Source organism: Tsukamurella pseudospumae (assembly GCF_001575205.1).
GTDB lineage: Bacteria > Actinomycetota > Actinomycetes > Mycobacteriales > Mycobacteriaceae > Tsukamurella > Tsukamurella pseudospumae.
The window spans coordinates 345,504-367,804 of the sequence record NZ_LSRE01000050.1; the positions used below are offsets into that span (position 1 = coordinate 345,504).

Consider the following 22,301-nt stretch of genomic DNA (forward strand, 5'->3'; position numbering starts at 1 on the left):
CCGTCGTTCCCGGTGGTCTGGTGGACCCCATGGACATCTCCAACGCGCTGGCCCTCGCCGCGACGATCCTCACTCTGGCGTACCTCCTGTACGCCCTGCTGCGCCCGGAGCGCTTCTGATGAGCGGTACTCTCGCCGGGCTGCTGACGATCGGCACGCTCGTCGCGGCGCTCGCGATCGCGTACCGCCCGCTGGGCGACTACCTCGCGCACGTCGTCACCACGCCCCGGCACTGGCGGGTCGAGAAGGTGGTCTACCGCCTCGTCGGCGCCGACCCGGAGGCCGAGCAGGGCTACCGCGTCTACGCGGTCGCGGCGCTGGCGTTCAGCGCGGTGAGCATCATCGCCCTCACGGGCCTGCTGCTCGCGCAGGGCCTGCTGCCCGGTTTCCACCCGAAGCAGTGGCGCTTCGACGAGGCGCTCAACACCGCGATCTCCTTCGTCACCAACACCAACTGGCAGTGGTACTCCGGCGAGACGGCGATGAACCTGGTCGCACAGGCCATCGGCCTCGCGGTGCAGAACTTCGTGTCCGCGGCCGTCGGCATCGCCGTCGCCGTAGCGCTGATCCGCGGCTTCGTCCGCTCCCGCACCGACCGGCTCGGCAACTTCTGGGTGGACCTCACCCGCATCACGCTGCGCGTGCTCCTGCCGATCGCCGTGATCGGCGCGGTGATCCTCATGGCGCAGGGCGTGGTCCAGACGCTGTGGCAGCGACACGAGATCGTGGGACTCGACGGCCAGAAGCAGGTGCTCACCGGCGGCCTCGTCGCGAGCCAGGAGGTGATCAAGCTCCTCGGCACCAACGGCGGCGGCTTCTTCAACGGCAACTCGGCGCACCCGTTCGAGAACCCGACGGCCGCGACCAACCTCTTCCAGATCTTCCTCATCCTGCTGATCCCGGTCGCGCTGCCGCGCATGCTGGGCAACCTGGTCGGCAACCACCGGCAGGGCTACGCGATCCTCGGCTCGATGACGATCATCTTCGCCGTCTCCACCGCGATCTCGATCGGCTCCCAGCTGGGCGGCCAGGGCACGGCGTCGCGCGCCGCGGGCGCCGCCCTCGAGGGCCAGGAACTGAGGTTCGGCCAGTGGGGCACCGGCCTGTTCGCGACCGCCACCACCAGTACGTCGACGGGGGCCGTCAACGCCGCGCACGACAGCCTCACGCCCGGCGCCGGCGGCGCCGCGCTGGTGAACATGCTGCTCGGCGAGATCAGCCCCGGCGGTGTGGGTTCCGGCCTGTACGGGATGCTCGGCATCGCCGTCCTGACGGTGTTCCTGTGCGGCCTCATGGTCGGCCGCACCCCCGAGTACCTGGGCAAGAAGATCGGCCGCAAGGAGATCACCCTCGCCGCCCTCTACATCCTCGTGATGCCCGCGCTGGTGCTGGTCGGGACCGCGGCCACCGTCGTGCAGGAGCAGGGCGTCGCCGCGATGACCAATTCCGGCGCGCACGGCCTGTCGGAGGTGTTGTACGCCTACGCATCCGCGGCCAACAACAACGGCAGCGCGTTCGCCGGCCTCGCCGTCGACACCCCGTGGTTCAACTACACGCTGGGCGCGGCGATGCTGCTCGGCCGGTTCGCGCCGATGGTCGCGATCCTCGCCCTCGCAGGCACACTCGCGCGACAGCACCCCGTGCCCGCCACCGCGGGCACCATTCCCACCCACCGCCCACTGTTCGTGGGCCTCACCGTGGGCGTCGTGGTCCTGGTGGCCGGACTGACCTTCGTCCCCGCCCTCGCGCTCGCACCGATCTCGGAGGTCACCCAGTGAATTGGGAAGAAATCCGCTCGGCCCTGCCCCGCGCCGTCCGCAAGCTCGACCCGCGCACCCAGATCCGACAGCCCGTCGTGTTCGTGGTGTGGATCGCGTCGGTGTACACGACCGCGCTCGCCATCACGAAGCCCTCGGTGTTCGCGTGGGCCGTCGCGTTCTTCCTCTGGGCGACGGTGCTGTTCGCGAACCTCGCGGAGGCCGTCGCCGAAGGGCGCGGCCGCGCGCAGGCGGAGTCGCTGCGCAAGGCGAAGACCGAGACCGTCGCCCGCAGGCGCACCTCCACCGGCGAAGAGGAGGTCCCCGGTTCGCAACTCAAGATCGGCGACCTCGTGATCGTCGACGCCGGCGAGGTCATCCCCGGCGACGGCGACGTCGTGGAGGGCATGGCCACCGTCGACGAGTCCGCGATCACCGGCGAATCCGCTCCCGTGGTCAGGGAATCCGGCGGCGACCGCTGCGCCGTCACGGGCGGCACCCGCGTACTCAGCGACCGCATCGTGGTCGAGATCAAGACGGAGCCGGGCAAGAGCTTCATCGACCGGATGATCGGGCTCGTCGAGGGCGCGAACCGGCAGAAGACGCCCAACGAGATCGCGCTGAACATCCTGCTGACGGTGCTCACGATCATCTTCCTGCTGGCCGTCGCGACGCTGCAGCCGATGGCGATCTACTCGGGCGGGGCCGTCGACGTGGTGGTGCTCGTGGCGCTGCTCGTGTGCCTGATCCCCACGACGATCGGCGCGCTGCTCTCCGCGATCGGCATCGCCGGCATGGACCGGCTGGTGCAGCGCAACGTGATCGCCAAGTCGGGCCGCGCCGTGGAGGCGGCGGGCGACGTGTCGACGCTGCTGCTCGACAAGACCGGCACCATCACCTACGGCAACCGCCGCGCCACGTCGTTCCACCCCGTGACGGGCCTCGGAGACGAGGATGACGCGGAGCACACGTTGGCCGGCCACGCGCTGCTCGCCTCGCTCGCCGACGAGACGCCCGAGGGACGGTCCATCGTCGACCTGGCGACGACGCTCGGCCACGAGGTCCCGACGGTCCGCCTCGGCTCCTTCGTGCCCTTCACCGCGCAGACGCGCATGTCCGGCGTGGACCTGCCCGACGGCACCCGCATCCGCAAGGGCGCGTCCGCGGCCGTGCTGGCCTGGGTCGCCGCCGAGCGGCAGGGCGAGGGGACCGACGAGGACTCGATGAGCACCGTCGACGTGCGGCTGGCCGTGGACGAGATCTCCGCGTCCGGCGGCACCCCGCTGGTCGTGGCGCACGCCGAGCCCGGCGCCGCCCCGACGCTGCAGGGCGTCGTGCACCTCAGGGACGTCGTGAAGGCGGGCATGCGGGAGCGCTTCGGGCAGCTGCGCGAGATGGGCATCCGCACCGTCATGATCACCGGCGACAACCCGCTGACGGCGAAGGCCATCGCCGAGGAGGCCGGCGTCGACGACTACCTCGCGGAGGCCACCCCCGAGGACAAGCTGGCCCTGATCAGGCAGCAGCAGGAGGGCGGCCGCCTCGTCGCGATGACGGGCGACGGCACCAACGATGCGCCCGCGCTCGCGCAGGCCGACGTGGGCGTCGCGATGAACACGGGCACCTCCGCCGCGAAGGAGGCCGGGAACATGATCGACCTGGACTCCGACCCGACGAAGCTCATCGACATCGTGGAGATCGGCAAGCAACTGCTCATCACCCGCGGCGCGCTGACGACCTTCTCCATCGCCAACGACATCGCGAAGTACTTCGCGATCATCCCCGCGATGTTCGTGCCGCTCGCCCCAGGACTGGACGTGCTCAACGTGATGCGGCTGCACAGCCCGCAGTCGGCCATCCTCTCGGCGGTGATCTTCAACGCGTTCATCATCGTCGCGCTGATCCCGCTGGCCATGCGGGGCGTGAAGTACACCGCGAGGTCGGCGGACAAGCTGCTGGCACGGAACCTCACGATCTACGGCCTCGGCGGCATCATCGCGCCGTTCATCGGGATCAAGCTCATCGACCTCGTCGTGAGTTTGCTGCCGGGACTCTCCTGAAAGGCACCGACATGTTCTCCGGATCCCTCTCCGCCGCGCCCCGCCAGCTCCTGGCCGGGCTGCGCATGCTGATCGTCATGACCGTCGTGCTCGGCGCCCTGTTCCCGCTCGTGGTGTGGGGTGTGGGGCAGGTCGCCTTCAGCGACAAGGCGAACGGCTCCCAGATCGAGCGGGGCGGCACCGTCGTCGGATCGTCGCTGCTGGCCAGCACGTTCGACGGTCCGCAGTGGTTCCATCCGCGCCCGTCCGCGGGCGAGTACGACACGCTCGCCTCCGGCGGCACCAACCTCGGGCCCAACAGCGAGAAGCTCGTTGCGCTCATCGCCGAGCGGCGCGCGAAGGTCGCCGCGGAGGACTCCGTGCCGGGCGCGAGCGTGGCACCGTCGGACGTGCCGACCGATGCGGTGACGGCGAGCTTCTCCGGCCTCGATCCGGACATCTCCCCCGCGTACGCCCGGCAGCAGACGGCCCGCGTCGCCCGGGCCCGCGGCGTGTCGCCCGAGCGGGTGACGGCGCTGATCGCGCAGCACACCGAGGGGCGTCAGCTCGGCTACCTGGGCGTCGAGCGGGTTAACGTGGTGACTCTGAACGCCGCACTCGCCGATCTCGCCGCCACAGCGAAGTAGTCCGGGCCCGACACAGGAGGACACATGCCGAAGGGGCAGCTGCGCGTCTACCTGGGCGCCGCACCGGGCGTGGGCAAGACCTACGCGATGCTCACCGAGGGCGCGCGCCGCGCGTCCCGCGGGACCTCCGTGGTGGTGGGATACGTGGAGACCCACGGCCGGCCGCAGACGGAGGCGCAGCTGCAGGGGCTGGACGTGATCGCCCGGCGGCGCGTCGAGTACCGCGGTGCGGTGCTGGAGGAGATGGACGTCGACGCGGTGATCGCCGCGCACCCGACGGTGGTCCTGGTGGACGAGCTCGCGCACACCAATGCGCCGGGTTCGCGGAACGAGAAGCGCTGGCAGGACATCGCCGAGCTGCTCGACGCCGGGATCGCCGTGGTCACCACCGTCAACATCCAGCACCTCGAGTCCCTCGGCGATGTCGTGGAGTCGATCACCGGTGTGCGGCAGCGCGAGACGATCCCCGACACCGTCGTGCGCCGCGCCGAGCAGGTCCAGCTGGTGGACATGACGCCGGAGGCGCTGCGGCGCCGCATGGCGCACGGGAACATCTACCACCCGTCCAAGGTCGACGCCGCGCTCTCGCACTTCTTCCGCATCGGGAACCTCACGGCGCTCCGGGAACTCGCGCTGCTGTGGCTCGCGGACCGGGTGGACGAGCGCCTCGAGCAGTACCGTTCCGAGCAGGGCATCTCGGCGGCGTGGCCCACGCGCGACCGCACCGTCGTCGCGCTGACCGGCGGACCGGAGGGCGGCACGCTGCTGCGCCGCGCCGCGCGGATCGCGGCGAAGGGTGCGGGCGGCGAGCTGCGGGCCGTGTACGTCGCGCGCAGCGACGGCCTGTCGGGCGCCTCGCCCGCGGCGCTGACGAAGCTGCGGCAGCTCACCGAATCCCTCGGCGGCACCTTCCAGATCGTCACCGGCGACGACGTGGCCGCCGCGATCCTGCAGTACGCCACGTCGGTGAACGCGTCGCGGATCGTGCTCGGCAAGTCGCGGCACCGGGCGCTGACCTCGGTGGTGCGCTGGCCCGTGTCGGACGCGGTGATCGAGGGGTCGGGCGAGATCGACGTGCAGGTGGTGACGCACGAGCGGGCCGCGGGTGCGCGCCGTCGCCGGCTGCTCCCCCGCGTCGACGGGCCCGAGCCCGCGCTCCTCGGCCGGCGGCGCACGATCGCCGGCTGGATGCTCGCGATCGCGGGCCCGGTGCTCCTCACGGCACTGCTCGCGCAGACCCGGCACTGGCACTCGCTGCCGACCGAGCTGATGCTGTTCCTCATGCTGACGGTGGCGGTGGCCCTCGTCGGTGGGCTGCGGCCGGCGGTGCCGGCGGCGATCCTCGGGTCCGTGCTGCTCAACTACTATTTCGCGCCGCCGTTGTACACGTTCACCGTGGCATCGGGCGAGAACGTCTTCGCCGTGGCGATGTTCGTGCTGACGGCGATCGCGGTGGCGTCCGTGGTGTCGATCGCCGCCCGGCAGACGGCCCGCGCGGCCCGGGCCCGGGCCGAGGCCGACGTGCTCAGCGGCCTCGCGGACACGCTGCTCGCGGCGGACGACGAGCTCCCCGCCCTGCTGGACGAGGCCATCGCGACCTTCGGCCTGCGCGGCGCGTCTCTTCTGCGCCGCGACGACGCCGAGTCGCCGTGGCAGCTGGTCGCCGGGCGGAAGGAGTCGCCACTGACCCCCGACGCCGGCACCGACGCGGCGCTGGTCGGCGACACCGTCGCGCTCGTGGTGGCCGGCGACCCGCTCAGCGCGTCCGAGCACGGCCTGCTCGTCGCCTTCGCGGCGCACGCGGCCGCACGCCTGGACCGCGAGGCGCTCACCGCGGAGGCCCGTCAGGCGCGCTCGCTCGCCGAGGGCAACCGGGCCCGGACGGCGCTGCTCAGCGCCGTCTCGCACGACCTGCGGACGCCGCTGGCCGGCATCAAGGCGGCGGTGAGCTCGCTGCGCAGCGACGACGTGGAGTGGTCCGACGAGGACGAGGCGGAGCTGCTCGCCACCATCGAGGAGAGCGCGGACCGGCTGGACTCCCTGGTGGGGAATCTGCTGGACATGTCTCGGCTGCAATCGGATTCGCTGACGCTGCTGACCCGCGAGGTGGGGATCGAGGAGGTGCTGCCCGCGATCTGGACGGCGCTCCCCGACGCGGACCTCGCCTTCGAGTTCGCCGGCGACGACACGGCGCCGCCGCCCACCGCACTCGCCGACCCGGGCCTCCTGGAGCGGGTGCTGGCGAACCTCGTCGAGAACGCCGTGCGCCACTCCGGAGGTTCGACGGTGACCGTGGGCGTCTCGGGCGTCCACACCCCGGACGGCGATCGCCTGCAGGTGCACGTGCGCGACCACGGTCCGGGCGTGCCGCAGGAGCAGCGGGACGCGATGTTCGCGCCCTTCCAGCGGATGGGCGACGCGCCTGCGGGCAACGGCGTGGGCCTGGGTCTCGCGGTGGCCCGCGGGCTCACCGAGGCGATGGGCGGCACGCTCACCGCGGAGGACACCCCGGGCGGCGGCCTGACCATGATCGTGGACCTGCCGGCGGCGCAGCCGGTGTCGAGTGATGAGGTGGTCTCGTGACATTCGTTCTGGTCGTCGACGACGAGCCCGCGATCCTGCGGACCCTGCGGATCAACCTCAAGGCCCGCGGGTACGAGGTGGAGACCGCCGCCGACGGGCGCTCCGCCCTGCAGATCGCGCGCGAGCGCACCCCCGACGTGGTGATCCTCGACCTGGGGCTGCCGGACCTGGACGGGACGGCGGTGCTGGCGAAGCTGCGGGAGTTCTGCACGTCGCCGGTGATCGTGCTCTCCGCGCGGCACGGCAGCGACGACAAGGTCGAGTCGCTGGACATCGGCGCCGACGACTACGTGACCAAGCCCTTCGCGATGGACGAGTTCCTCGCCCGGGTGCGGGCCCAGGTGCGGCGGACGGGCCTCGTCGACGCGCCCGCGCCGGTGCGCACCGACGCCTTCGAGGTGAACTTCGAGGCGCGGACGGTGACCCGCGACGGCGCGACCGTGCGCCTCACCCCCACCGAGTGGAAGATCGTCGACGTGCTCGTCCGCAACGCCGACCGGCTGGTCTCCCAGCAGACCCTGCTGCACGAGGTGTGGGGCCCGTCGTACTCCCGCGAGACCAACTACCTGCGCGTGTACATGGCGCAGCTGCGGCGCAAGCTGGAGCCGGACCCGGCCACCCCGCGCTACTTCGTCACCGAGCCCGGGATGGGCTACCGGTTCATCCCATAGGTCGCGGCCGTCGCCGACGGCACAGGCGCCGACAGTGCCGGGGCCCGGTTGGGGAGCTCGGCGTACCGCCCGCCGGGAACGACGGTGCTCCTTCCGCGCGACACTCGGATTCTGTCCGGTTCGGACACGACGCGGGTGAACGACTCGACGGCCCGCTGCCGCGCGGCGCGCAGCGCGGCGTCCGCGGTCTCGGCGGCGGCGACGGTTCCCGCGCGGTGCGCGGCCCGGTTGTCGGCGTCGCCCAGATCGCTCACCAGGGGTTCGAGCTCGCGGACGACGGCGCCGAAGGCATGCGCGGCAACCGTTCCCGCCGCGGTGTCGAGGCTGAAGGTGCGGGCGAGCGGCGCGGCGAGCCGCTCAGCCCAGCTGCGCTCCGCCAGCGCGAGCCACGCGGCCACCTCGGGCCGCTCCTGTCGCAGCGGGAGGATCCACGGGAGGTTCGAGGCCCACCCCGTCGCGACGACGTGGCCGGTGAGCACCGCGTGCAGGTCGTGCACGAAGCCCCCGCAGGGTGATCGACGACGGCACCGTACGGGCCAGAGGGCCGAGCGGGTCGTCGCCGCCGGCGGCGCCGAAGAACTCCGCGTCCGGCCACGCATCGTCGGTGCGGCCGTCCTCGCAGCGGCACCAGGACGGGCGGTCCCGCACGTCGCGTGCGGGCACCCCGCCCTCGCACCGACAGTCGTCGAGGACCGCCGCAGCGGCCTCCGCGGCCGGCCCTGACGGCCAGACGTCCGGCTCCGCGCGATCGGGCCGGGGTTCGAGCACCGCGCGCACGGCATCGTCGGGCTCGGGAAGCCACCACGGCGTGCCGAACAGCAGGCGGGCGGTCGAGCCGTACTTGCGGCGCAGCGTGCGCTCGGACACCGACTCCTCGCCGGGCAGCCGCAACCGGTCGGCGACCGCCGTGAGCGACACGCGGTCGAACCCCTCGCGCGCGACCATCGGCAGCGCGACGCGGATCGCCGCCTCGTGCAGCGCCCGATCGCGGATCGGCATCGTGCGTTCCTGGAAATTGTGCATGGCTCCCCCCGAAGTCCACGTGTTCCCCCGATGCCGAGGCTACGGCCGTGACCGCGCCTGTGGGTGCGGACGGCGAAACACTGTCACCGATGTCCTGAGACATCACACGACTTCTGCGCGACACTCGGATTCTGTCCGTTGCGGACAGCGTGTCCGAGATGGACGGAATCCGAGTGCCAGCGGGAAGTCCCTCGACTCCGATGCCGTGGAGCCGCTGGAGCGGGCGTGGAGCCTCGCCGTCGCGGCCTACGCCGACGGTGCCGCGCGCTGAGTCAGCGCGGCTCGACCGGCCCCAGCGATGCGGGCAGGCCCGCGAGGGCGAAGAGCGGTGCCGGGTCCAAGAAGGCCGAGACGTGCGTCAGCGCACCGTCGGTGAAGGTGAGCACGTCCAGTTGGAAGGGCAGCCAGACATCGCCGCCCGCCCCGGCGGCCCCGTCGGCAGCCGGCGAGCGCAGGTACATCGCGGCGGCGGGCAGGCCGTTGCACACCGTCGGGATCATCCGCAGGTCCCCGGCGACCTGAGCGGGGCACTGCGTCCGCGACAGCTCACCGATGGCCTCCGCCCCGCGGTACCAGCCCGGGATGGGCGGCATCTCCCACGTGGCGTCGGCGGCGAGGATGCGGACCACCCCGTCGATGTCGTGCCGTTCGAAGGCCGCGCAGAACTCGTCCCACACCTCCCGCTCGTGCGCGGACAACTCCGTCGCCCTCCGTCCGTCGCGGGCGGCACCGCCGCCGATGGAGGCCCGCGCCCGCTGCAGCGCGCTGTTGGCCGACGCCACGGAGGTCTCGAGCGCGGCGGCGGTCTCGGCGGCGGAGAACGCGAGGACGTCCCGCAGGATCAGGGCGGCGCGCTGCTTCGCCGGAAGCACCTGCAGCGCCGCCACCATCGCCAGCCCGATTCCCTCCCGCGCGACGGCCGCCTCCCCCGGATCGCCCAGCGCGGCGTCCGGGAGCGGCTGCAGCCACAGCACCTCGGTCGACGGTGCCACCGGCTCCAGCGGATTCGACGGCTCGCCGCCGAGGCCGACGGGCAGCACCCGCCGGGCCTTCGACGCCGACAGGCAGACGTTCGTCGCGATGGAGTACATCCACGTGCGCACCGACGACCGGCCCTCGAAGCGGTGAAAGGCCTTCCACGCGCGCAGGTAGGTCTCCTGCACCAGGTCCTCCGCATCCGACGCCGACCCCGACATGCGGTAGCAGTGCGCGAGCAGCTCCGCGCGCAGCGGGGCCGTGACCTCCTCGAAGCCGGTGTCGGTGGCGGTCATGTCAGCCCTCGGAGCCGATATGCTCGGGGCCGGCCTCGGCGGCCGCGGGGTCCATCCACATGATCTCCCAGCCGTGGCCGTCCGGGTCGTCGAAGGCGCGGCCGTACATGAAGCCGTGGTCCTCGGAACGGCCCTCCGTACCGCCGGCGGCGACGGCACGGTTCACCACCTCGTCGACCTCCTCTCGGCTTTCGGCGCTGAGCGCGATGAGGCACTCCTTGACGCCGGGCGCCGCGGTCGTCGACTCGTGGAAGGTGCCGAAGAAGTCCGTCTTGAGCAGCATCGCGGCGATGTTCTCGCCCAGCTCCACGGCGAGGGCGTTCTCGTCGCTGAAATTCTCGTTGATGGTGTAGCCCACGGCGGTGAAGAAGTCCCGCGAGCGCTGGACGTCGGCGATGGGCAGGTTCACGAAGATCATCTTGTGCATGGTGTTCTCCTGGTGTCGGTGGCGCCCGCTCTCGGATGCCGTCACATGGTTGGACACTCCCGCTCACCGGAACTCATCGGTCCGCCGGGAAAAACTCCCCCGCTATCCGGTGAGGGCACCGTCGAGGATGGCGAGGCCCTCGTCGATCTCGGCGTCGGAGGCGGTCAGCGGCGGCGCTATCCGGAAGATCGAGCCCATGCCCGGCAGCTGCACCACGTTCATGTGCAGGCCGCGCTCGTAGCAGCGCTCGGTCACCAGCCGGCCGAGCTCGTTCGCGGGCTCCTTGGTCTCGCGGTCGACGACCAACTCGATGCCCTGCATCAGCCCGCGGCCGCGAACGTCGCCGATCGCCTCGTGGCGCGCGGCCAGCGCGTCCAGGCCCGCGCGCAGGCGGGCACCGCGGGAGGCGACCCGCCCGGCGACGCCGTCGGGGCCACCGTCGCCCAGCACGTCCAGCACCGTCGTGGCCACGGCCGCCACCATCGGATCGCTGACGTGCGTGGTGAAGAACAGGAAGCCGCGCTCGTGGCAGACCCGCTCGATCTCGGCGGAGGTGACCACCGCGGCGATCGGCAGGCCCGCGCCGAGCGTCTTGCTCAGCGTGAGGATGTCCGGCACGATGCCGTCCCGCTCGAAGGCGTACGCGGCGCCGGTGCGCCACAGCCCCGTCTGCGCCTCGTCGACGATGAGCAGCATGCCGCGCTCCTCGCACTTGCGCTTGAGCGCGGACAGGTAGCCGACGGGCACGTCGATGATGCCGCCGGAGCTGAGGATCGGTTCCACCAGGCACGCCGCGAGCGAGCCCGTGGACTGCGCGTCGACGAGCTCGAAGCCGAGGTCCAGCTCCGACTGCCAGTCGTACTTCCCGGCGGCGTCCACGAAGCGGGAGCGGTAGGCGTTCGGCGTGGGGAGCGCGAAGTTGCCCGGCGCGGTGGGCCCGTAGCCCTTGTGTCCCGACGAGTAGGTGGCCGCGGCGGCGCCCGCCGTCATGCCGTGCCACGACTTGGAGAAACTGACGATCTCGTGCTTCCCGGTGTACAGCTTGGCCATCCGCAGCGCGGCCTCGTTGGACTCCGCGCCGGTGGTCAGTTGCAGCACGTGACTCAGCGGCTCCGGCAGCGTGGCGGCCAGCCGCTCCGCCAGCGTGAGCACCTGCGGCGACAGCATCCCCGAGAACAGGTGGTCGAGCGTCGCGATCTCGCGCTGCACCGTCTCCACGATCGCCGGATGACTGTGCCCCAGAATGGCACTCATCTGACCGGAGGTGAAGTCCAGCCAGCGCCGCTCGCCGCTGTAGACGTACGTGCCCGCGGCGCGGTCGACGGGCAGAGGCGCGAAGGTGCCGCCGTACCGCACGACGTGCGCGGGAGGCGTTTCCGAGAAGCTCACCCCGCTCACAGTAGTCGTCCGGCCAGGTACCGGGAGGCCACTTCGACGGTGCCGTCCGCGAACCCCGGGTCCGCCTCCAGGGCGTGCCCGTGGGTGCCCAGCCAGCCGAGCAGTTGCAGCCGGCGCAGCAGCACGAAGTCCGGCAGGAGCGCCGCGTGCGCGTCCGGAAGGTCCCGACGGTGCCGGTACGCCGCGGTCCACGCCGCCGCCCACTCCGGCAGCCGTGGATCCGTCTCGACGAAGGACGCCGCCGCCGCGAATTCGAAGAGGTGCCAGCCGAATCCGGAGTCGTCGAAGTCGATCACCGTGAACCCGCCCCCGTCGGGACGCGCGATGAGGTTGGCCGCCCGCAGGTCGCCGTGGATCAGCCCGAACCGATCGGCCGTGCGGCCGAAGGTCTCGATGCGTTGCGCCGCGCGCTCGGCCGCCGGCGCCAACGCCCGACGGTGCGCTTCGCCCACCCCGAGCCCTTCCCGCCAGGAACCCCAGCGCGACGCCGCACCGATCGTCTCGTCGAGATCCCAGCGGAATCGAGCGAAACCGGCCGGGCGAGACCAGCTCTCGGCGTGGTCGTGGAAGGCCCCGGCGATCTCGCCGAGGGCGGCGAAGTGCGCCGCGTCGAGGGCCTCGTCGGGGACGGGGCCGCCCGGCAGCTCCGCGAACAGGACCGCGCGGCGTCCCGTCGGGCCGTCCACCAGCACCCCGCTGAGCGGCTCGACCACCGGGACCGCGGCGTCGCGGCGCAGCGCGGCGATCCACGCCAGCTCGGACTCGATCGCCGCGTCGTCCTGATAGCCCGGGCGGTGCACCCGCAGCACCGCCGGCCGCGGCCCGCCGCGCACCCGGAAGGTGGCGTTCTCGCTGACCAGCAGGGGCTCGACGCGGGCGCCGGGGAGGGCACCGTCGGCGATGCGCTGCGCGACGAGCGGATCCGAGTCCCCCGAGCTCACTTGACCACCTTCATCGTCATCCGGGAGTCCACGCGCACGATGGCCGGATCGCCCATCAGGTGCGTGGTGACCCACCGCTCGTAGGCGTCGAGGTCGGCGACGCGGACGCGGATCACGTAGTCGGGCAGGCCGAACATGCGGCGCACCTCGATCACCTCGTCGAACGAGGCGATGCGCGCCTCGAAGGCCTCGACGGAGGCGCGGTCGTTCGCGGAGAGATCCGCGTGGATGAGCACCTCGAAGCCACGGCCGAGTGCGGCCGGGTCGAGCACAGCGGTGTAACCGGTGATCACGCCGTCGGCCTCGAGCCGTCGCACGCGACGCAGGCACGGGGCGGGCGTGAGCCCCACGCGCTGGGCGAGTTCCTGGTTGGTGAGCCGGCCGTCCCGCACCAACTCGTCGATGATTGCCCGATCGAGTGCATCCACCTCTCAAGTATTGCTACACATCGGCGATGGATCAAAGTTGTCGCAAGCACATTGCGCGCGATGCGAAATAGAATTGTCCCTCATGGGAGTCCCGTCGAAAGTCGCCGTCGTCCAGCTGGGCCTCTTCGTCCTCGGGCTCGGCCTCGGCGTCGTGGTCACCGGGAACGGGCTGCCGTGGTGGATCGCCCCGGTGCTGTCGATGGCGGTGTACGCGGGCTCGGTCGAGTTCCTGCTCGCCGGCCTGCTCGCGGCATCGACGCCGCTCGCCGCGATCGCGGCCACGACCTTCCTGGTCAACTCGCGGCACCTGTTCTACGGCCTGACCTTCCCACTGGCGCGGATCCGCAGCCGGCTCGGCCGGGCGTACGGCGTCTACGCCCTCACCGACGAGGCCTACGCGCTGGTGAGCACGGCACCGTCGGCCACGATGACCGGGCCGATGATCCTGCGCACCCAGGTGGGCCTGCACGTCGCGTGGGTGAGCGGCTCGCTGGTGGGCGGGCTCGCGGGCGGCGCCTTCCTGCGCGACGTGCCGGGTGTCGACTTCGTCCTCACCGCCCTGTTCATCGTGCTCGCGCTGGACGCCCACCCCGACCGCACCACCGCGGCCCTCGCGCTGGGCGCCTGCGCCGTCGCGCTGGTCGCGGCGCCCGGCGCGATGCTGCTGGTGGCGATGGGCGGATTCGCGGGCGCGCTCGTGGTGCGGCACGCACTCGCCCGGCGGGAGGTGGCACATGCCTAGCACCGGATACCTGCTGGCGGGCATCGCGATCGCCGCAGCGGTGACCGTCTCACTGCGTCTCGCTCCCTTCGGGCTGGCGACGGTGCTGCGCGACTCGCCGCTGCTCGCCGACTTCGGGAAGTGGATGCCCGCGGGGGCGGTGGTGGTGCTGGCCGTGTACTGCATGGCGCAGGTGGACTATTCGGCGCCGGCGCACGGCATGCCGCAGATCGCGGGCGTCGCGGCGACGGTGCTGACGCACCTCTGTCGACGCAACGCGGTGCTCAGCATCGTGGCGGGAACCGCGGTGTGCGTGGCGCTGAGCTACGCACTGGGCTGACGATGCCGCCCCGTGTACGGGGTTCGCATCCGCATCAGGACGACGACGCAGGCGAACAGCGCGGCGCCGACGGCCGCGCCGTTCGCGGCATGCATCGCGGTAACGAATCCCTGCTGCAGCACGGGCTGTAGTTCCGGTGGGGCTCCGGTGATCACGCGCACGCCGCCGATCACGGACGAGGCGAGTTCGGCGCGGGCCGCGGCGCCGAGTGACAGCGACGCTTGCACGACCACTGCACATCGCGGCAGCACGGCGGCGTGGTCGATGTCCTGCACGACCAGCAGGTCGTCGGTGTCGACGGGCGCGTCGTCAGTCCGGGCCGACCAGCCGGGGACCGCGATCAACCGCACTCCCGCACCGGCGAGTTCGCGAGACAGATCACCGACGACACCGTCGAAATCGCGGACCGGCATACTGCCGAATCCGACGTACACGACGGGACGCTCGTCCTGCGCGATCCAGCGGTAGATCCGGGAATCCCGTTCCGCGCAGTCCGCGGTGCGGTCCGCGATCCGGACGAACCCGATCCGCGGATGGTCGACGTCCTCGCGGGTACGAGGCGGTACCAGCGTGCGGCCGAACGCCTCGACGCGCAACACGTCCCGTCCCCGGAGCACTGAACGGGGGGCGATGATCCGGCGCGGGTAGCCCACGCGCTTCGCCAGCTGGGCCGTCTTCGTGAAGATGCTCAGCGCCCAGCCGACATCGAAGAGGTGGTACGTCAGCGGGATCACCAGCGGGAACCTGGCCGCAAGGTCCTGGACTCGGGGCTCGAGCAGGGGGGCGCCTTGAGATCGCGCGTCGTCAGCACGTGCGGTTCGAAGCCGTGAGATCGGACGAACTCCCGCGATTCGACCGTGTAGCCGATCACCACGTCGTCACCACGACCGACGAGGACCTGCGCCACCGCAAGCAGTGGGCCGATGTCACCCCCCCCGACTCCATGCATGCGATTGCAACACGCATTCCGATGTGAGCCTTCCCTTTTGGGCGATTCAACCCTTTCGGGCCGCTAACGCGCAGAAGGGTAGCAGCGAGCACCGATGACATTTCGATTCCTATAGTCCGCATCACAGCCGGTGCGCAGGTGTCGGTGTACGAAAGACGAGGTCCCGCCCCCACCGAACGGTGGAGCGGGACCTCGTAGTACGGAACGCGCGGTGCTACGGGGTGAGCGGAGCCACCTGTCCGCCGGAGAGGCGGCGGTACGTGAAGGTGATCAGCAGGCTCGCGATCGGGCCGGCGACGAGCAGGCCGATACCGCACAGGCACGCGCCCACGAACGCGATCAGAATCGCGATGACGTAGGTGAGAATCGAGTTGCCGATGTCGCGCTGGATGATCGCGAACCCCTCCTTGAGTCCGTCGACGGCGGGCAGGCCACGATCGACGATGACGGGCACGACGAACATCGTGAGGAAGCCGATGACGAGCGCAGCGATGTAGCCGAGGAACGGGATGAGCATCAGCACGTTCGTCACCACCGCGATGATCACGCCGGCGAGTACGACTTGCCCCAGGTTGCGGGGCTTGAAGAACGAACCGATCGAGACCGACCGACCGTCAGCGATGTCGAGTAGACCTGTGAACAGCGAGGCCTGCACGACGGACGCGAGGATCTGAGTGATCAGGCCCGCGAGCGCGAAGCCGAGCATCGCACCGAATCCGTTCGCCTGGTAGACGAAACCGCCGTCGACGGACGTGGTGTTGCCGATCAACGAGCCCACCAGGAAGGTCGCTGCGCCACCGATGATACCGATCACGAGGACATACACCAGCATCGAGACGATCAGCGCGACGGCGTTCTTGCTGAACTTGTTCCACGCCCAGGAGAACGCGTCACCGATGTTGAAGGGCTGCTGGCCGCCGGGCTGCGGCGCACCGAAACCGCCGGGGGGGCGGCGGGAATCCGCCCTGCGGCGGGGGCGGGAAACCGCCCTGGCCGTAGCCGGCCTGCGGCGGCGGGAAGCCCTGACCGCCCTGACCCTGCCCGGGATCCTGCGGCGGCGGGAAGCCCTGGCCGTACCCCGGGTCCTGCGGCGGTGGGTAGCCGCCGGCGGGTGGGAATCCGCCTGCCGGCGGGGGTGGGTAGCCGCCCTGGCCGTAGCCGGGCTGAGGCTGCTGCGGGTATCCACCCTGATTCGGGTCCTGCGGGTAGCCGCCCTGGTTGTCGCCAGGGTTGTTCGGCGGCTGCGTCATGGTTTCCTCCGGTCGCTGACGGACGATCCCGGCAAATCTACCAACCCGGCAGTGCCGGCACCACCGAGGATTCTCAGTCGCCGCGGGCGTCGCGCTTGGCTCTCCGCAGCGCGAACTCCTCCTGCTCGAGGCGCAGCGCCTCGTCGGGCGCGGGCGCTCCGCCGCCGAGACGGGCCGGAACCCAGTCTTCGCCTGCGGGAGCAGGGAATCCGCGCTGCGCGCGCTCGAGCGCCTCACCCATGGCGGACCGCAGGCGGGCGGTGAGGACGTCGGGGGCGGCACCGTCGGGCAGGAGGGGCGCGCCGACCTCCACGACGACCGGGAAGCGGTGCCGGCCGATGCGGCGCTGCGTGCCCTTCGACCAGATGCGCTGGGTGCCCCACACGATGACGGGGACGATGGGCACGTCGGCCTCGAGCGACATGCGCGCGGCACCGGACTTGAACTCCTTGAGCTCGAAGCTGCGGCTGATGGTGGCCTCGGGATACATGAGGACGATTTCGCCGGCCTCGAGGGCGGTGACGGCCTCGTGGTAGCTCTCGGCGCCGTGCTCGCGGTCGACACCGATCGCGCCGCAGTGCTTCATGATGAACGCCATGATCTTGTTCTCGCGGAGCTCGGCCTTGACCATGTAGCGCGGCCAGCGGCCGGTCCGCTTGACGGTGAGGCCGGCCTCGAGGAAGTCGACGTAGGACGTGTGGTTGACCGCGATGAGCGCGCCGCCCGACGCCGGGATGTTCTCCAGGCCCCGGTACTGCACGCGCAGCCCCTGTAGGCCCACAATGCTGTTGGCCAACATCAGGACCACCTGATAGACGGGTTCGCGCCGCGCCATCACTCTCCCTCGTTTCTCCTAGCCCGAGGATACGATGGCGCGGCGCGAGCCGCGGGGAATCAGTACGCCACGGAGAACCGCTCGCGGCGGTGCGCGGGCGCGACGATCTCGTCGACGAAGGCCTTCGCGTAGTCGGCGCCCGAGATCTCGGAGTTGCCCTCGGCATCGGTGAGCAGCAGGTCGCCGCTCGTGCGGTAGGTGCCGCGCTGCTCCCCCGGGTTGAAGGAGCCGTAGCTCGCGGCGGGGCTGAGGTAGAACCAGTCCACGTCCTCGACGGTGCGCAGGTAGTCCAGCGCGCGGTCGTGCTCCTGCGCGATGGGCTTCACGGCGTCGGGGAACGACGGCTCTTGAGGAGGTGGGTGTCGGCGGCCAGCGAGCCGTGCGAGGCGATGCCCACGGCAATGAGGCCGGCGATGAGGGCCAGCGGCAGCTCGTAGCCGCCGCCACCCGGGTTCGACGCGAAGAATCCGTTGTCCCAGTGCACGAAGATGATCGCGCCGAGCATGTCGACGATCCCGAGCACCGCGACGATCGGCATGGCGAGGCCGATGATGAGCGCCGCGCCACCGACCAGCTCGACGAGGCCGGCGAACCATGCGGACAGAGTGGGCACGGGAACCCCCATGCCGTCGAAGGCCTTGGCGGTGGCGTCCATGCCGTTCGTGACGACCTTCTGCCAGCCGTGTGCGAAGAAGATGCCGCCGAGGATCACCCGGGCGATCGTGGAGGCGAGGCCCTGGCCCCGCTCGAGCTGTGCGGTCATGTGGACCACTCCGTTCTGATTGTTGAAGCTTCAAGCTTGCGCTACCATGGAAGCACATACGATTCGTAAGCGCAATACTTCCGTGAGTGTTAGGTTCCACGACATGCCCGACTTCGACGTCTTCGCGAAGGACTGCCCCTCGCGCGACATGTTCGCCCACGTCACCGGCCGGTGGGGCGCGCTCGTACTGGGGCGCCTGCGCCCGGAGCCGCAGCGTTTCGGCGAGATCCGCCGTCAGGTCGAGGGCATCAGCGATCGCATGCTCACCCAGACGCTGCGGACCCTCGTCGACGACGGCCTGGTCAGCCGGTACTCCGCGGGCACGAATCCCCCGCACACCGAGTACCGGCTCACCGAGGTCGGCGCGTCGATCGCCGACGCCGTGCTGCGGCTCGCCGACGCCGTCCAGGCCGCGATGCCGCGGGTCGCGCCCGGCGGGTGAGCCCCGGTCCCGGTGAGGTCAGCCGGTGGCGTCGAGGTGCGCCAGGAGGGCCGGATCGCCGGACTCGAGACGGTCGACGATCTCGCCACCGTCGCACCGCATCAGCGCGACGACGGCACCGTCGCCCGACCGGTGCAGCACCGTCCAGGTGCCGCCGGAGTCCTCCCAGCGTTGCAGCTGTTCGAGCGGGGTCATGGCCTCGATGGTAGGCGGCGTCCGCGCGACGGGGCGGTGGTCATCCGAACGGATGAGGTCTGCCGGTTTCGGCCCCGCAAACATCCGATTCCGGCGTAGTGTGCTGTTCTCACAGTGGTGTTCACGGTGGAGTCATATCGCCGTGTCAGGGAGGGGAACACGAGCATGCAACCGCATGGACCAGCACAGAACTACTCCGGAGCGCCCGCTGGGCCACCGCTCGGGGGCCAACCGCCGGGAATGCCCGGCGGCATGCCCTTCGGACCGCCATCCGGATTCGGCCCGCGCCCCGCGTCCCCGATCGCCCGCATCGGCGCGGCGGTGACGCTGGCGGCGGGCCTGATCGTGCTGTTCTGCTCGCTGCTCAACCTGTACACGGTCACCGTCACACCCAGCGCGGCCGACACGTCGAACTACAACGACATCCCCAGCGGCACCGTCGACGTGGGGATCGGCTTCTACAACGTGGCCCCGCTCCCCGCACCCGTGACCGCACTGGCGATCCCGCTCCTGATGCTCGTCGCGGCGCTCACCGCGCTGCCCGGCGTCCTCGGCCGGGGCGCCCAGGGCGCGCTCGTGTCCGCGGTCGCGGCGATCGCCTCGACGCTGCTCTCGCTCGTGCTGATGATCGCGAACCCGCTGCCCAGCGTCGAGCTGTCCGGCAAGCTCGCCACCGACTTCTCGAAGGAGACGAACTTCTCCTCGATCGACGACCTGGTCTCACGCGTCGTCGATGTCGGCCCCGGCGCCGGCCTCATCATCGCGCTGATCGTCGGGCTGCTCGGTTCCGTGGGCGCGGTCCTGTCCTACCTCCAGATCGGGGCCCACAAGCCGGCCGGTGCCCCCGGCCCCGTCGGGCCCGTCCCGCCGGCGCCCGGGGCACCCTACGGCCAGCCCGGCATGGGATTCACGGGGCAGATGCCGCGCATCGCCGACGGTCCGCTGCAGCCCGGTCAGCCCGGCCCCGGCGGGCCCGGCAACCAGCCGGGGGCGTGGTGAATCCCGCGCGGATCCTGGCGGCGATCACCGGCGTGCTCGGCATCGCCGGGCTCGGGCTCACGATGCTGCCGCTGCTGACCATCAAGGCGACCGACGTGCAGCTGCAGTTCGTCAACCCCGGGATCGGGCCGTGGAGCTTCTACGGCGGCTACGGCGGCGGCACCGATATGACCAGGTACTGCACCAAGTACCCGGACGAGTGCATCGTGCGGGGAGCCGCCACCGCCCACATCGGCTTCCTCGACATCGGTCCGATGAGCGTCGCGATGGTCGCGATCATCCCCATCGTGCTGGGACTGGTCGGCGCGCTGGGAGCGCTGCAGGCCGTGCGCGGCATGCATCCCGGCGGCGCGACGGGGACGGTGCTGCTCGCCCTCGGCGCGCTCGTCGTCGCGGTGTTCACGTGGATCTCGCCCGGCATCGCCGTCAGCGGCACCGGCGATTTCGCGACCGCCAAGTCGTCCGGATACGACACCGGGATGTCGGTCTCCCCCGGCGCGGGCCTGATCTGCGCCGCGCTCGCGCTGACCGCGATCCTGGCCGTCGGCGGCTACCAGGCGATCACGGAGATGCTCGCGCGCCGCTGACCCGTTCACCCGAAAGACGTGTGCACCGTTGATCAACTGTCCGTTGATCAACGGTGCACACGCTTGCGGTTCGACGGGTGGGCGTCGACTCCGCGTCGATCGAGGCAGGGCTCAGGCGACGGCCTTGGAGACCAGCTCCGCGATCCGGGCCTCGGTCGCGTCGTCGAGGGCCGTGACGGTCCAGACGAGCGGGTGCATCGTCACGCCCTCCTCGAAGGCCGGGTTCACCGTCTCGCCGAAACCGAAGGCCACGTAGTCCTTTCCCGGCTTGATGTAGCAGATGTCCTCGCCGCCGCCCACGTAGAAGGGCAGGCCCCAGCGGACGACCGGCTCGAGACCCGGCGCGTTCTCGCGGATGATGGCGTGCAGCCGCTCCCCGATCTCGGCGTACGGCGCCGGCATCGCGCGGAGCTTCGCGAGGACGGCCGCGTCCCCCTTCTTCGAGAACATGATCCGTGGGCCTCCCTCGGTTCGGTCGACTCCTGCGGTCGATGCGCTCACGCTACCGCGAACGACGGTCGCGAGCAGGGCACGGGATCGGTCCGGAAACGAGTTCGGGCGGGGCTCTGATTTCTCAGAACCCCGCCCGAACTGCGGTTTCCTCTGTGGAGCTAAGGGGAATCGAACCCCTGACCTCCTCGATGCGAACGAGGCGCGCTACCAACTGCGCTATAGCCCCTTGCGGAACTCGACTACCTTAGCAAGCCCGCTCGGCAAACTGTTAACCGACCTTGCGCTCGTACGGTTCCCGCACGTCAGCAGGCCGATCGAGGAAGTCGAACTCCTCGGCGCGGTAGCGCGGGAGGTGGTCGAACGCGGGGTCCTCGTCGTCGATCTCCATGACGACGCAGCCGCCGCGGCGCAGGTGGGCGGGCACACCGTCGAGCACCTCGGCCTCACGCTCGCGCTCCCTCCGGGCCCGCTCCAGCCGCGCGGTCCGGCGGCGGCGGATCTCCGCCTCGATGCGCACCGTCCGGCGGAGGTAGGTGAGGTAGACGGCCAGCGCGAGCACGACGGCACCGAGGCCGTACCAGGCGAAGGGCACGTTCATCAGGCCGGCGCCGAGGGCGACCACCGCGAGCACGCCCAGCACGAGCGTGACGCGCTGCCGGAAGCGGAAGCGGGCCTCGGTGATCCGCGCGTCGTTCTCGGGGTCGTAGCCGCCGCGGCGGCGACGCGGAGAGTCGTCGAGGGCGTCGATCTCGGCAGGCTCGGCCTTGGGACGGGTCGCCGGGGCGATCTCCTCGGTGAGCTGGTCGTCCGCCAGGTCCGCGTCCGCGAGCTCCGGGCCGGCCGGGTCCTCGACGACCGACCCGTCGACGAGCTCGTCCGCCGACTCGTCCATGTCGAGGTCATCGGCAGGGTCGAGGTCATCGGCCGAGTCGAGATCATCGGCGACGAAGGAGTCCGCGGCGATCGGCGCCACGGGCGCGGTCACGCGGCGGACGATCGGCTCGGACTCCGGCGCGGCGGCGTCGGTGTCGGCGGCCGCCTTCGGGGCGGGCGCGTCCAGGTCGACGATCGACGCCCTCGCGCGCATCGCTGCCCGCTCGACGGTGGGGATCGGGGTGGTGTCGCCGTCCATCGGGCTGGACCCGTGCAGGTCGTCCACGTCGGAGTCGACATAGGCGTGCGCCTCGGCGTCATCGTCCGCCGGATCATCGTCCGCCGGATCATCGTCGGCCGGGTCGTCGACGGCCTTCCCGAGAACGATGCGGCCGTCCTCGACAGGCTCGGCGTCGTCGTCCTCCGGGAGCTCGGCCTCGTCGGCGCGATCCTCGGCGACGGTGGCCGCCGGGCGGATGCGGCGGCGGACGGCGCGGGTGGCCGAGCCGCCGCGGTGCAGCAGTCGGGTCTTGAGCGTCGCGTCGGACACCTGGTTCACCCTGGGGTGACGCGCGGCGAGCATCGGAACGAGCACCACCAGCCACGCGACGATCAGCCCCACCCAGAGCAGTGTCTGCGGGATCATGTCGGCTCCCTCCGGCAATCAGCGAGCACGGATCACATCCGTGTAAGTCGCCTCGAAGGCTATT

At 71.2% G+C, this 22,301-nt stretch carries 26 protein-coding genes and 1 tRNA gene; 11 read left to right on the plus strand and 16 right to left on the minus strand.

The genetic code is table 11. The features are described from left to right. The first annotated feature begins 29 nt into the window (after positions 1–29). From AXK61_RS24610 to AXK61_RS22605, 6 genes are read left to right on the plus strand one after another with little or no spacing between them, the layout of a single operon-like run. On the plus strand, positions 30–119 hold the full coding sequence (locus tag AXK61_RS24610; RefSeq protein ID WP_074850389.1) for a potassium-transporting ATPase subunit F: 90 nt from the start codon (positions 30–32) through the stop codon (positions 117–119). After that, positions 119–1,777: a potassium-transporting ATPase subunit KdpA gene (gene kdpA, locus AXK61_RS22585; RefSeq protein WP_068747047.1), complete on the plus strand. Its 1,659-nt coding sequence runs from the start codon at positions 119–121 to the stop codon at positions 1,775–1,777. The genes AXK61_RS24610 and kdpA overlap by 1 nt, the downstream gene beginning before the upstream one ends. Beyond that, entirely contained in the window at positions 1,774–3,816 is a 2,043-nt protein-coding gene (gene kdpB, locus AXK61_RS22590) for a potassium-transporting ATPase subunit KdpB (RefSeq protein WP_068747048.1), read from the plus strand. The genes kdpA and kdpB overlap by 4 nt, the downstream gene beginning before the upstream one ends. An 11-nt stretch (positions 3,817–3,827) precedes the next feature. Beyond that, positions 3,828–4,442 carry a potassium-transporting ATPase subunit KdpC gene (gene kdpC, locus AXK61_RS22595; RefSeq protein ID WP_068747049.1) on the plus strand — a complete coding sequence of 205 codons (615 nt, stop codon included), beginning with the start codon at positions 3,828–3,830 and terminating at the stop codon, positions 4,440–4,442. 24 nt (positions 4,443–4,466) lie between these two features. After that, complete coding sequence (locus AXK61_RS22600) at positions 4,467–7,025, plus strand: ATP-binding protein (protein WP_068747050.1); 2,559 nt, start codon at positions 4,467–4,469, stop codon at positions 7,023–7,025. Continuing rightward, entirely contained in the window at positions 7,022–7,696 is a 675-nt protein-coding gene (locus tag AXK61_RS22605) for a response regulator (RefSeq protein ID WP_068574888.1), read from the plus strand. Before AXK61_RS22600 ends, AXK61_RS22605 begins: the two co-directional genes overlap by 4 nt. Here the strand turns inward: AXK61_RS22605 and AXK61_RS25540 are convergent. The 7 genes from AXK61_RS25540 to AXK61_RS22640 all read right to left on the minus strand — a co-directional run bounded on the left by AXK61_RS25540 (position 7,678) and on the right by AXK61_RS22640 (position 13,184). Beyond that, entirely contained in the window at positions 7,678–8,094 is a 417-nt protein-coding gene (locus tag AXK61_RS25540) for a hypothetical protein (RefSeq protein WP_068574887.1), read from the minus strand. The two genes, AXK61_RS22605 and AXK61_RS25540, sit on opposite strands and share 19 nt — an antisense overlap. Then, positions 8,054–8,719 (minus strand): hypothetical protein, encoded by a 666-nt coding sequence (locus tag AXK61_RS22615; RefSeq protein WP_068574886.1) that lies wholly within the window; start codon positions 8,717–8,719, stop codon positions 8,054–8,056. The genes AXK61_RS25540 and AXK61_RS22615 overlap by 41 nt, the downstream gene beginning before the upstream one ends. Before the next feature lie 272 nt (positions 8,720–8,991). Further along, the gene (locus AXK61_RS22620) at positions 8,992–9,990 is read right to left on the minus strand and encodes an RNA polymerase subunit sigma-70 (RefSeq protein WP_068747051.1); all 999 of its coding nucleotides are present in this window, start codon (positions 9,988–9,990) and stop codon (positions 8,992–8,994) included. Between the two features lies 1 nt (position 9,991). Next, a complete protein-coding gene (locus AXK61_RS22625; protein WP_068747197.1) occupies positions 9,992–10,417 on the minus strand; it encodes a VOC family protein in 426 nt (141 codons plus the stop codon). Positions 10,418–10,519: 102 nt separating this feature from the next. Further along, positions 10,520–11,815: an aspartate aminotransferase family protein gene (locus tag AXK61_RS22630; RefSeq protein ID WP_414930021.1), complete on the minus strand. Its 1,296-nt coding sequence runs from the start codon at positions 11,813–11,815 to the stop codon at positions 10,520–10,522. Continuing rightward, positions 11,812–12,756: a phosphotransferase enzyme family protein gene (locus AXK61_RS22635; RefSeq protein ID WP_068747052.1), complete on the minus strand. Its 945-nt coding sequence runs from the start codon at positions 12,754–12,756 to the stop codon at positions 11,812–11,814. The genes AXK61_RS22630 and AXK61_RS22635 overlap by 4 nt, the downstream gene beginning before the upstream one ends. After that, positions 12,753–13,184: an Lrp/AsnC family transcriptional regulator gene (locus tag AXK61_RS22640; protein ID WP_068574881.1), complete on the minus strand. Its 432-nt coding sequence runs from the start codon at positions 13,182–13,184 to the stop codon at positions 12,753–12,755. The genes AXK61_RS22635 and AXK61_RS22640 overlap by 4 nt, the downstream gene beginning before the upstream one ends. 82 nt (positions 13,185–13,266) lie before the next feature. Here AXK61_RS22640 and AXK61_RS22645 point away from each other — a divergent pair, with 82 nt between their 5' ends. Next, positions 13,267–13,926, plus strand: coding sequence for an AzlC family ABC transporter permease (locus AXK61_RS22645; RefSeq protein ID WP_068747053.1), 660 nt, complete (start codon positions 13,267–13,269; stop codon positions 13,924–13,926). Then, positions 13,919–14,245, plus strand: coding sequence for a branched-chain amino acid transporter permease (locus AXK61_RS22650; RefSeq protein WP_068747054.1), 327 nt, complete (start codon positions 13,919–13,921; stop codon positions 14,243–14,245). Before AXK61_RS22645 ends, AXK61_RS22650 begins: the two co-directional genes overlap by 8 nt. Here AXK61_RS22650 and AXK61_RS22655 read toward each other — a convergent pair. The 5 genes from AXK61_RS22655 to AXK61_RS22675 all read right to left on the minus strand — a co-directional run bounded on the left by AXK61_RS22655 (position 14,230) and on the right by AXK61_RS22675 (position 18,042). Further along, entirely contained in the window at positions 14,230–14,979 is a 750-nt protein-coding gene (locus AXK61_RS22655; protein ID WP_068747055.1) for a glycosyltransferase, read from the minus strand. The genes AXK61_RS22650 and AXK61_RS22655 overlap by 16 nt on opposite strands. 429 nt (positions 14,980–15,408) lie before the next feature. Beyond that, positions 15,409–16,008: a hypothetical protein gene (locus tag AXK61_RS25820; RefSeq protein WP_231855643.1), complete on the minus strand. Its 600-nt coding sequence runs from the start codon at positions 16,006–16,008 to the stop codon at positions 15,409–15,411. Between the two features lie 509 nt (positions 16,009–16,517). After that, positions 16,518–17,279 carry a lysophospholipid acyltransferase family protein gene (locus tag AXK61_RS22665; protein WP_068747056.1) on the minus strand — a complete coding sequence of 254 codons (762 nt, stop codon included), beginning with the start codon at positions 17,277–17,279 and terminating at the stop codon, positions 16,518–16,520. Between the two features lie 59 nt (positions 17,280–17,338). Next, on the minus strand, positions 17,339–17,605 hold the full coding sequence (locus AXK61_RS22670; RefSeq protein WP_068747057.1) for an NAD(P)-dependent oxidoreductase: 267 nt from the start codon (positions 17,603–17,605) through the stop codon (positions 17,339–17,341). After that, positions 17,602–18,042, minus strand: a complete 441-nt coding sequence (locus AXK61_RS22675; RefSeq protein WP_068747058.1) for a DoxX family protein — start codon at positions 18,040–18,042, stop codon at positions 17,602–17,604. The genes AXK61_RS22670 and AXK61_RS22675 overlap by 4 nt, the downstream gene beginning before the upstream one ends. Before the next feature lie 103 nt (positions 18,043–18,145). On the opposite strand from AXK61_RS22675, the gene AXK61_RS22680 reads away from it, so the two are divergent. Further along, positions 18,146–18,484 carry a winged helix-turn-helix transcriptional regulator gene (locus AXK61_RS22680; protein WP_082789505.1) on the plus strand — a complete coding sequence of 113 codons (339 nt, stop codon included), beginning with the start codon at positions 18,146–18,148 and terminating at the stop codon, positions 18,482–18,484. 18 nt (positions 18,485–18,502) lie between these two features. On the opposite strand, the gene AXK61_RS25545 is transcribed toward AXK61_RS22680, so the two are convergent. Then, entirely contained in the window at positions 18,503–18,679 is a 177-nt protein-coding gene (locus AXK61_RS25545) for a hypothetical protein (RefSeq protein ID WP_197466900.1), read from the minus strand. A gap of 252 nt (positions 18,680–18,931) precedes the next feature. Here AXK61_RS25545 and AXK61_RS22685 point away from each other — a divergent pair, with 252 nt between their 5' ends. Both AXK61_RS22685 and AXK61_RS22690 read left to right on the plus strand, forming a co-directional pair. After that, positions 18,932–19,678: a hypothetical protein gene (locus AXK61_RS22685; RefSeq protein ID WP_068747060.1), complete on the plus strand. Its 747-nt coding sequence runs from the start codon at positions 18,932–18,934 to the stop codon at positions 19,676–19,678. Beyond that, positions 19,672–20,265: a hypothetical protein gene (locus AXK61_RS22690; protein WP_156485792.1), complete on the plus strand. Its 594-nt coding sequence runs from the start codon at positions 19,672–19,674 to the stop codon at positions 20,263–20,265. The genes AXK61_RS22685 and AXK61_RS22690 overlap by 7 nt, the downstream gene beginning before the upstream one ends. A gap of 111 nt (positions 20,266–20,376) precedes the next feature. Here AXK61_RS22690 and AXK61_RS22695 read toward each other — a convergent pair whose 3' ends face one another. The 3 genes from AXK61_RS22695 to sepX all read right to left on the minus strand — a co-directional run bounded on the left by AXK61_RS22695 (position 20,377) and on the right by sepX (position 22,237). Beyond that, positions 20,377–20,715, minus strand: a complete 339-nt coding sequence (locus AXK61_RS22695) for a DUF1801 domain-containing protein (RefSeq protein ID WP_068747062.1) — start codon at positions 20,713–20,715, stop codon at positions 20,377–20,379. A gap of 156 nt (positions 20,716–20,871) precedes the next feature. Continuing rightward, positions 20,872–20,944 (minus strand) — tRNA-Ala (locus AXK61_RS22700). 42 nt (positions 20,945–20,986) lie between these two features. Then, positions 20,987–22,237 carry a divisome protein SepX/GlpR gene (gene sepX, locus AXK61_RS22705; RefSeq protein ID WP_068747063.1) on the minus strand — a complete coding sequence of 417 codons (1,251 nt, stop codon included), beginning with the start codon at positions 22,235–22,237 and terminating at the stop codon, positions 20,987–20,989. Between the last annotated feature and the right edge of the window lie 64 nt (positions 22,238–22,301).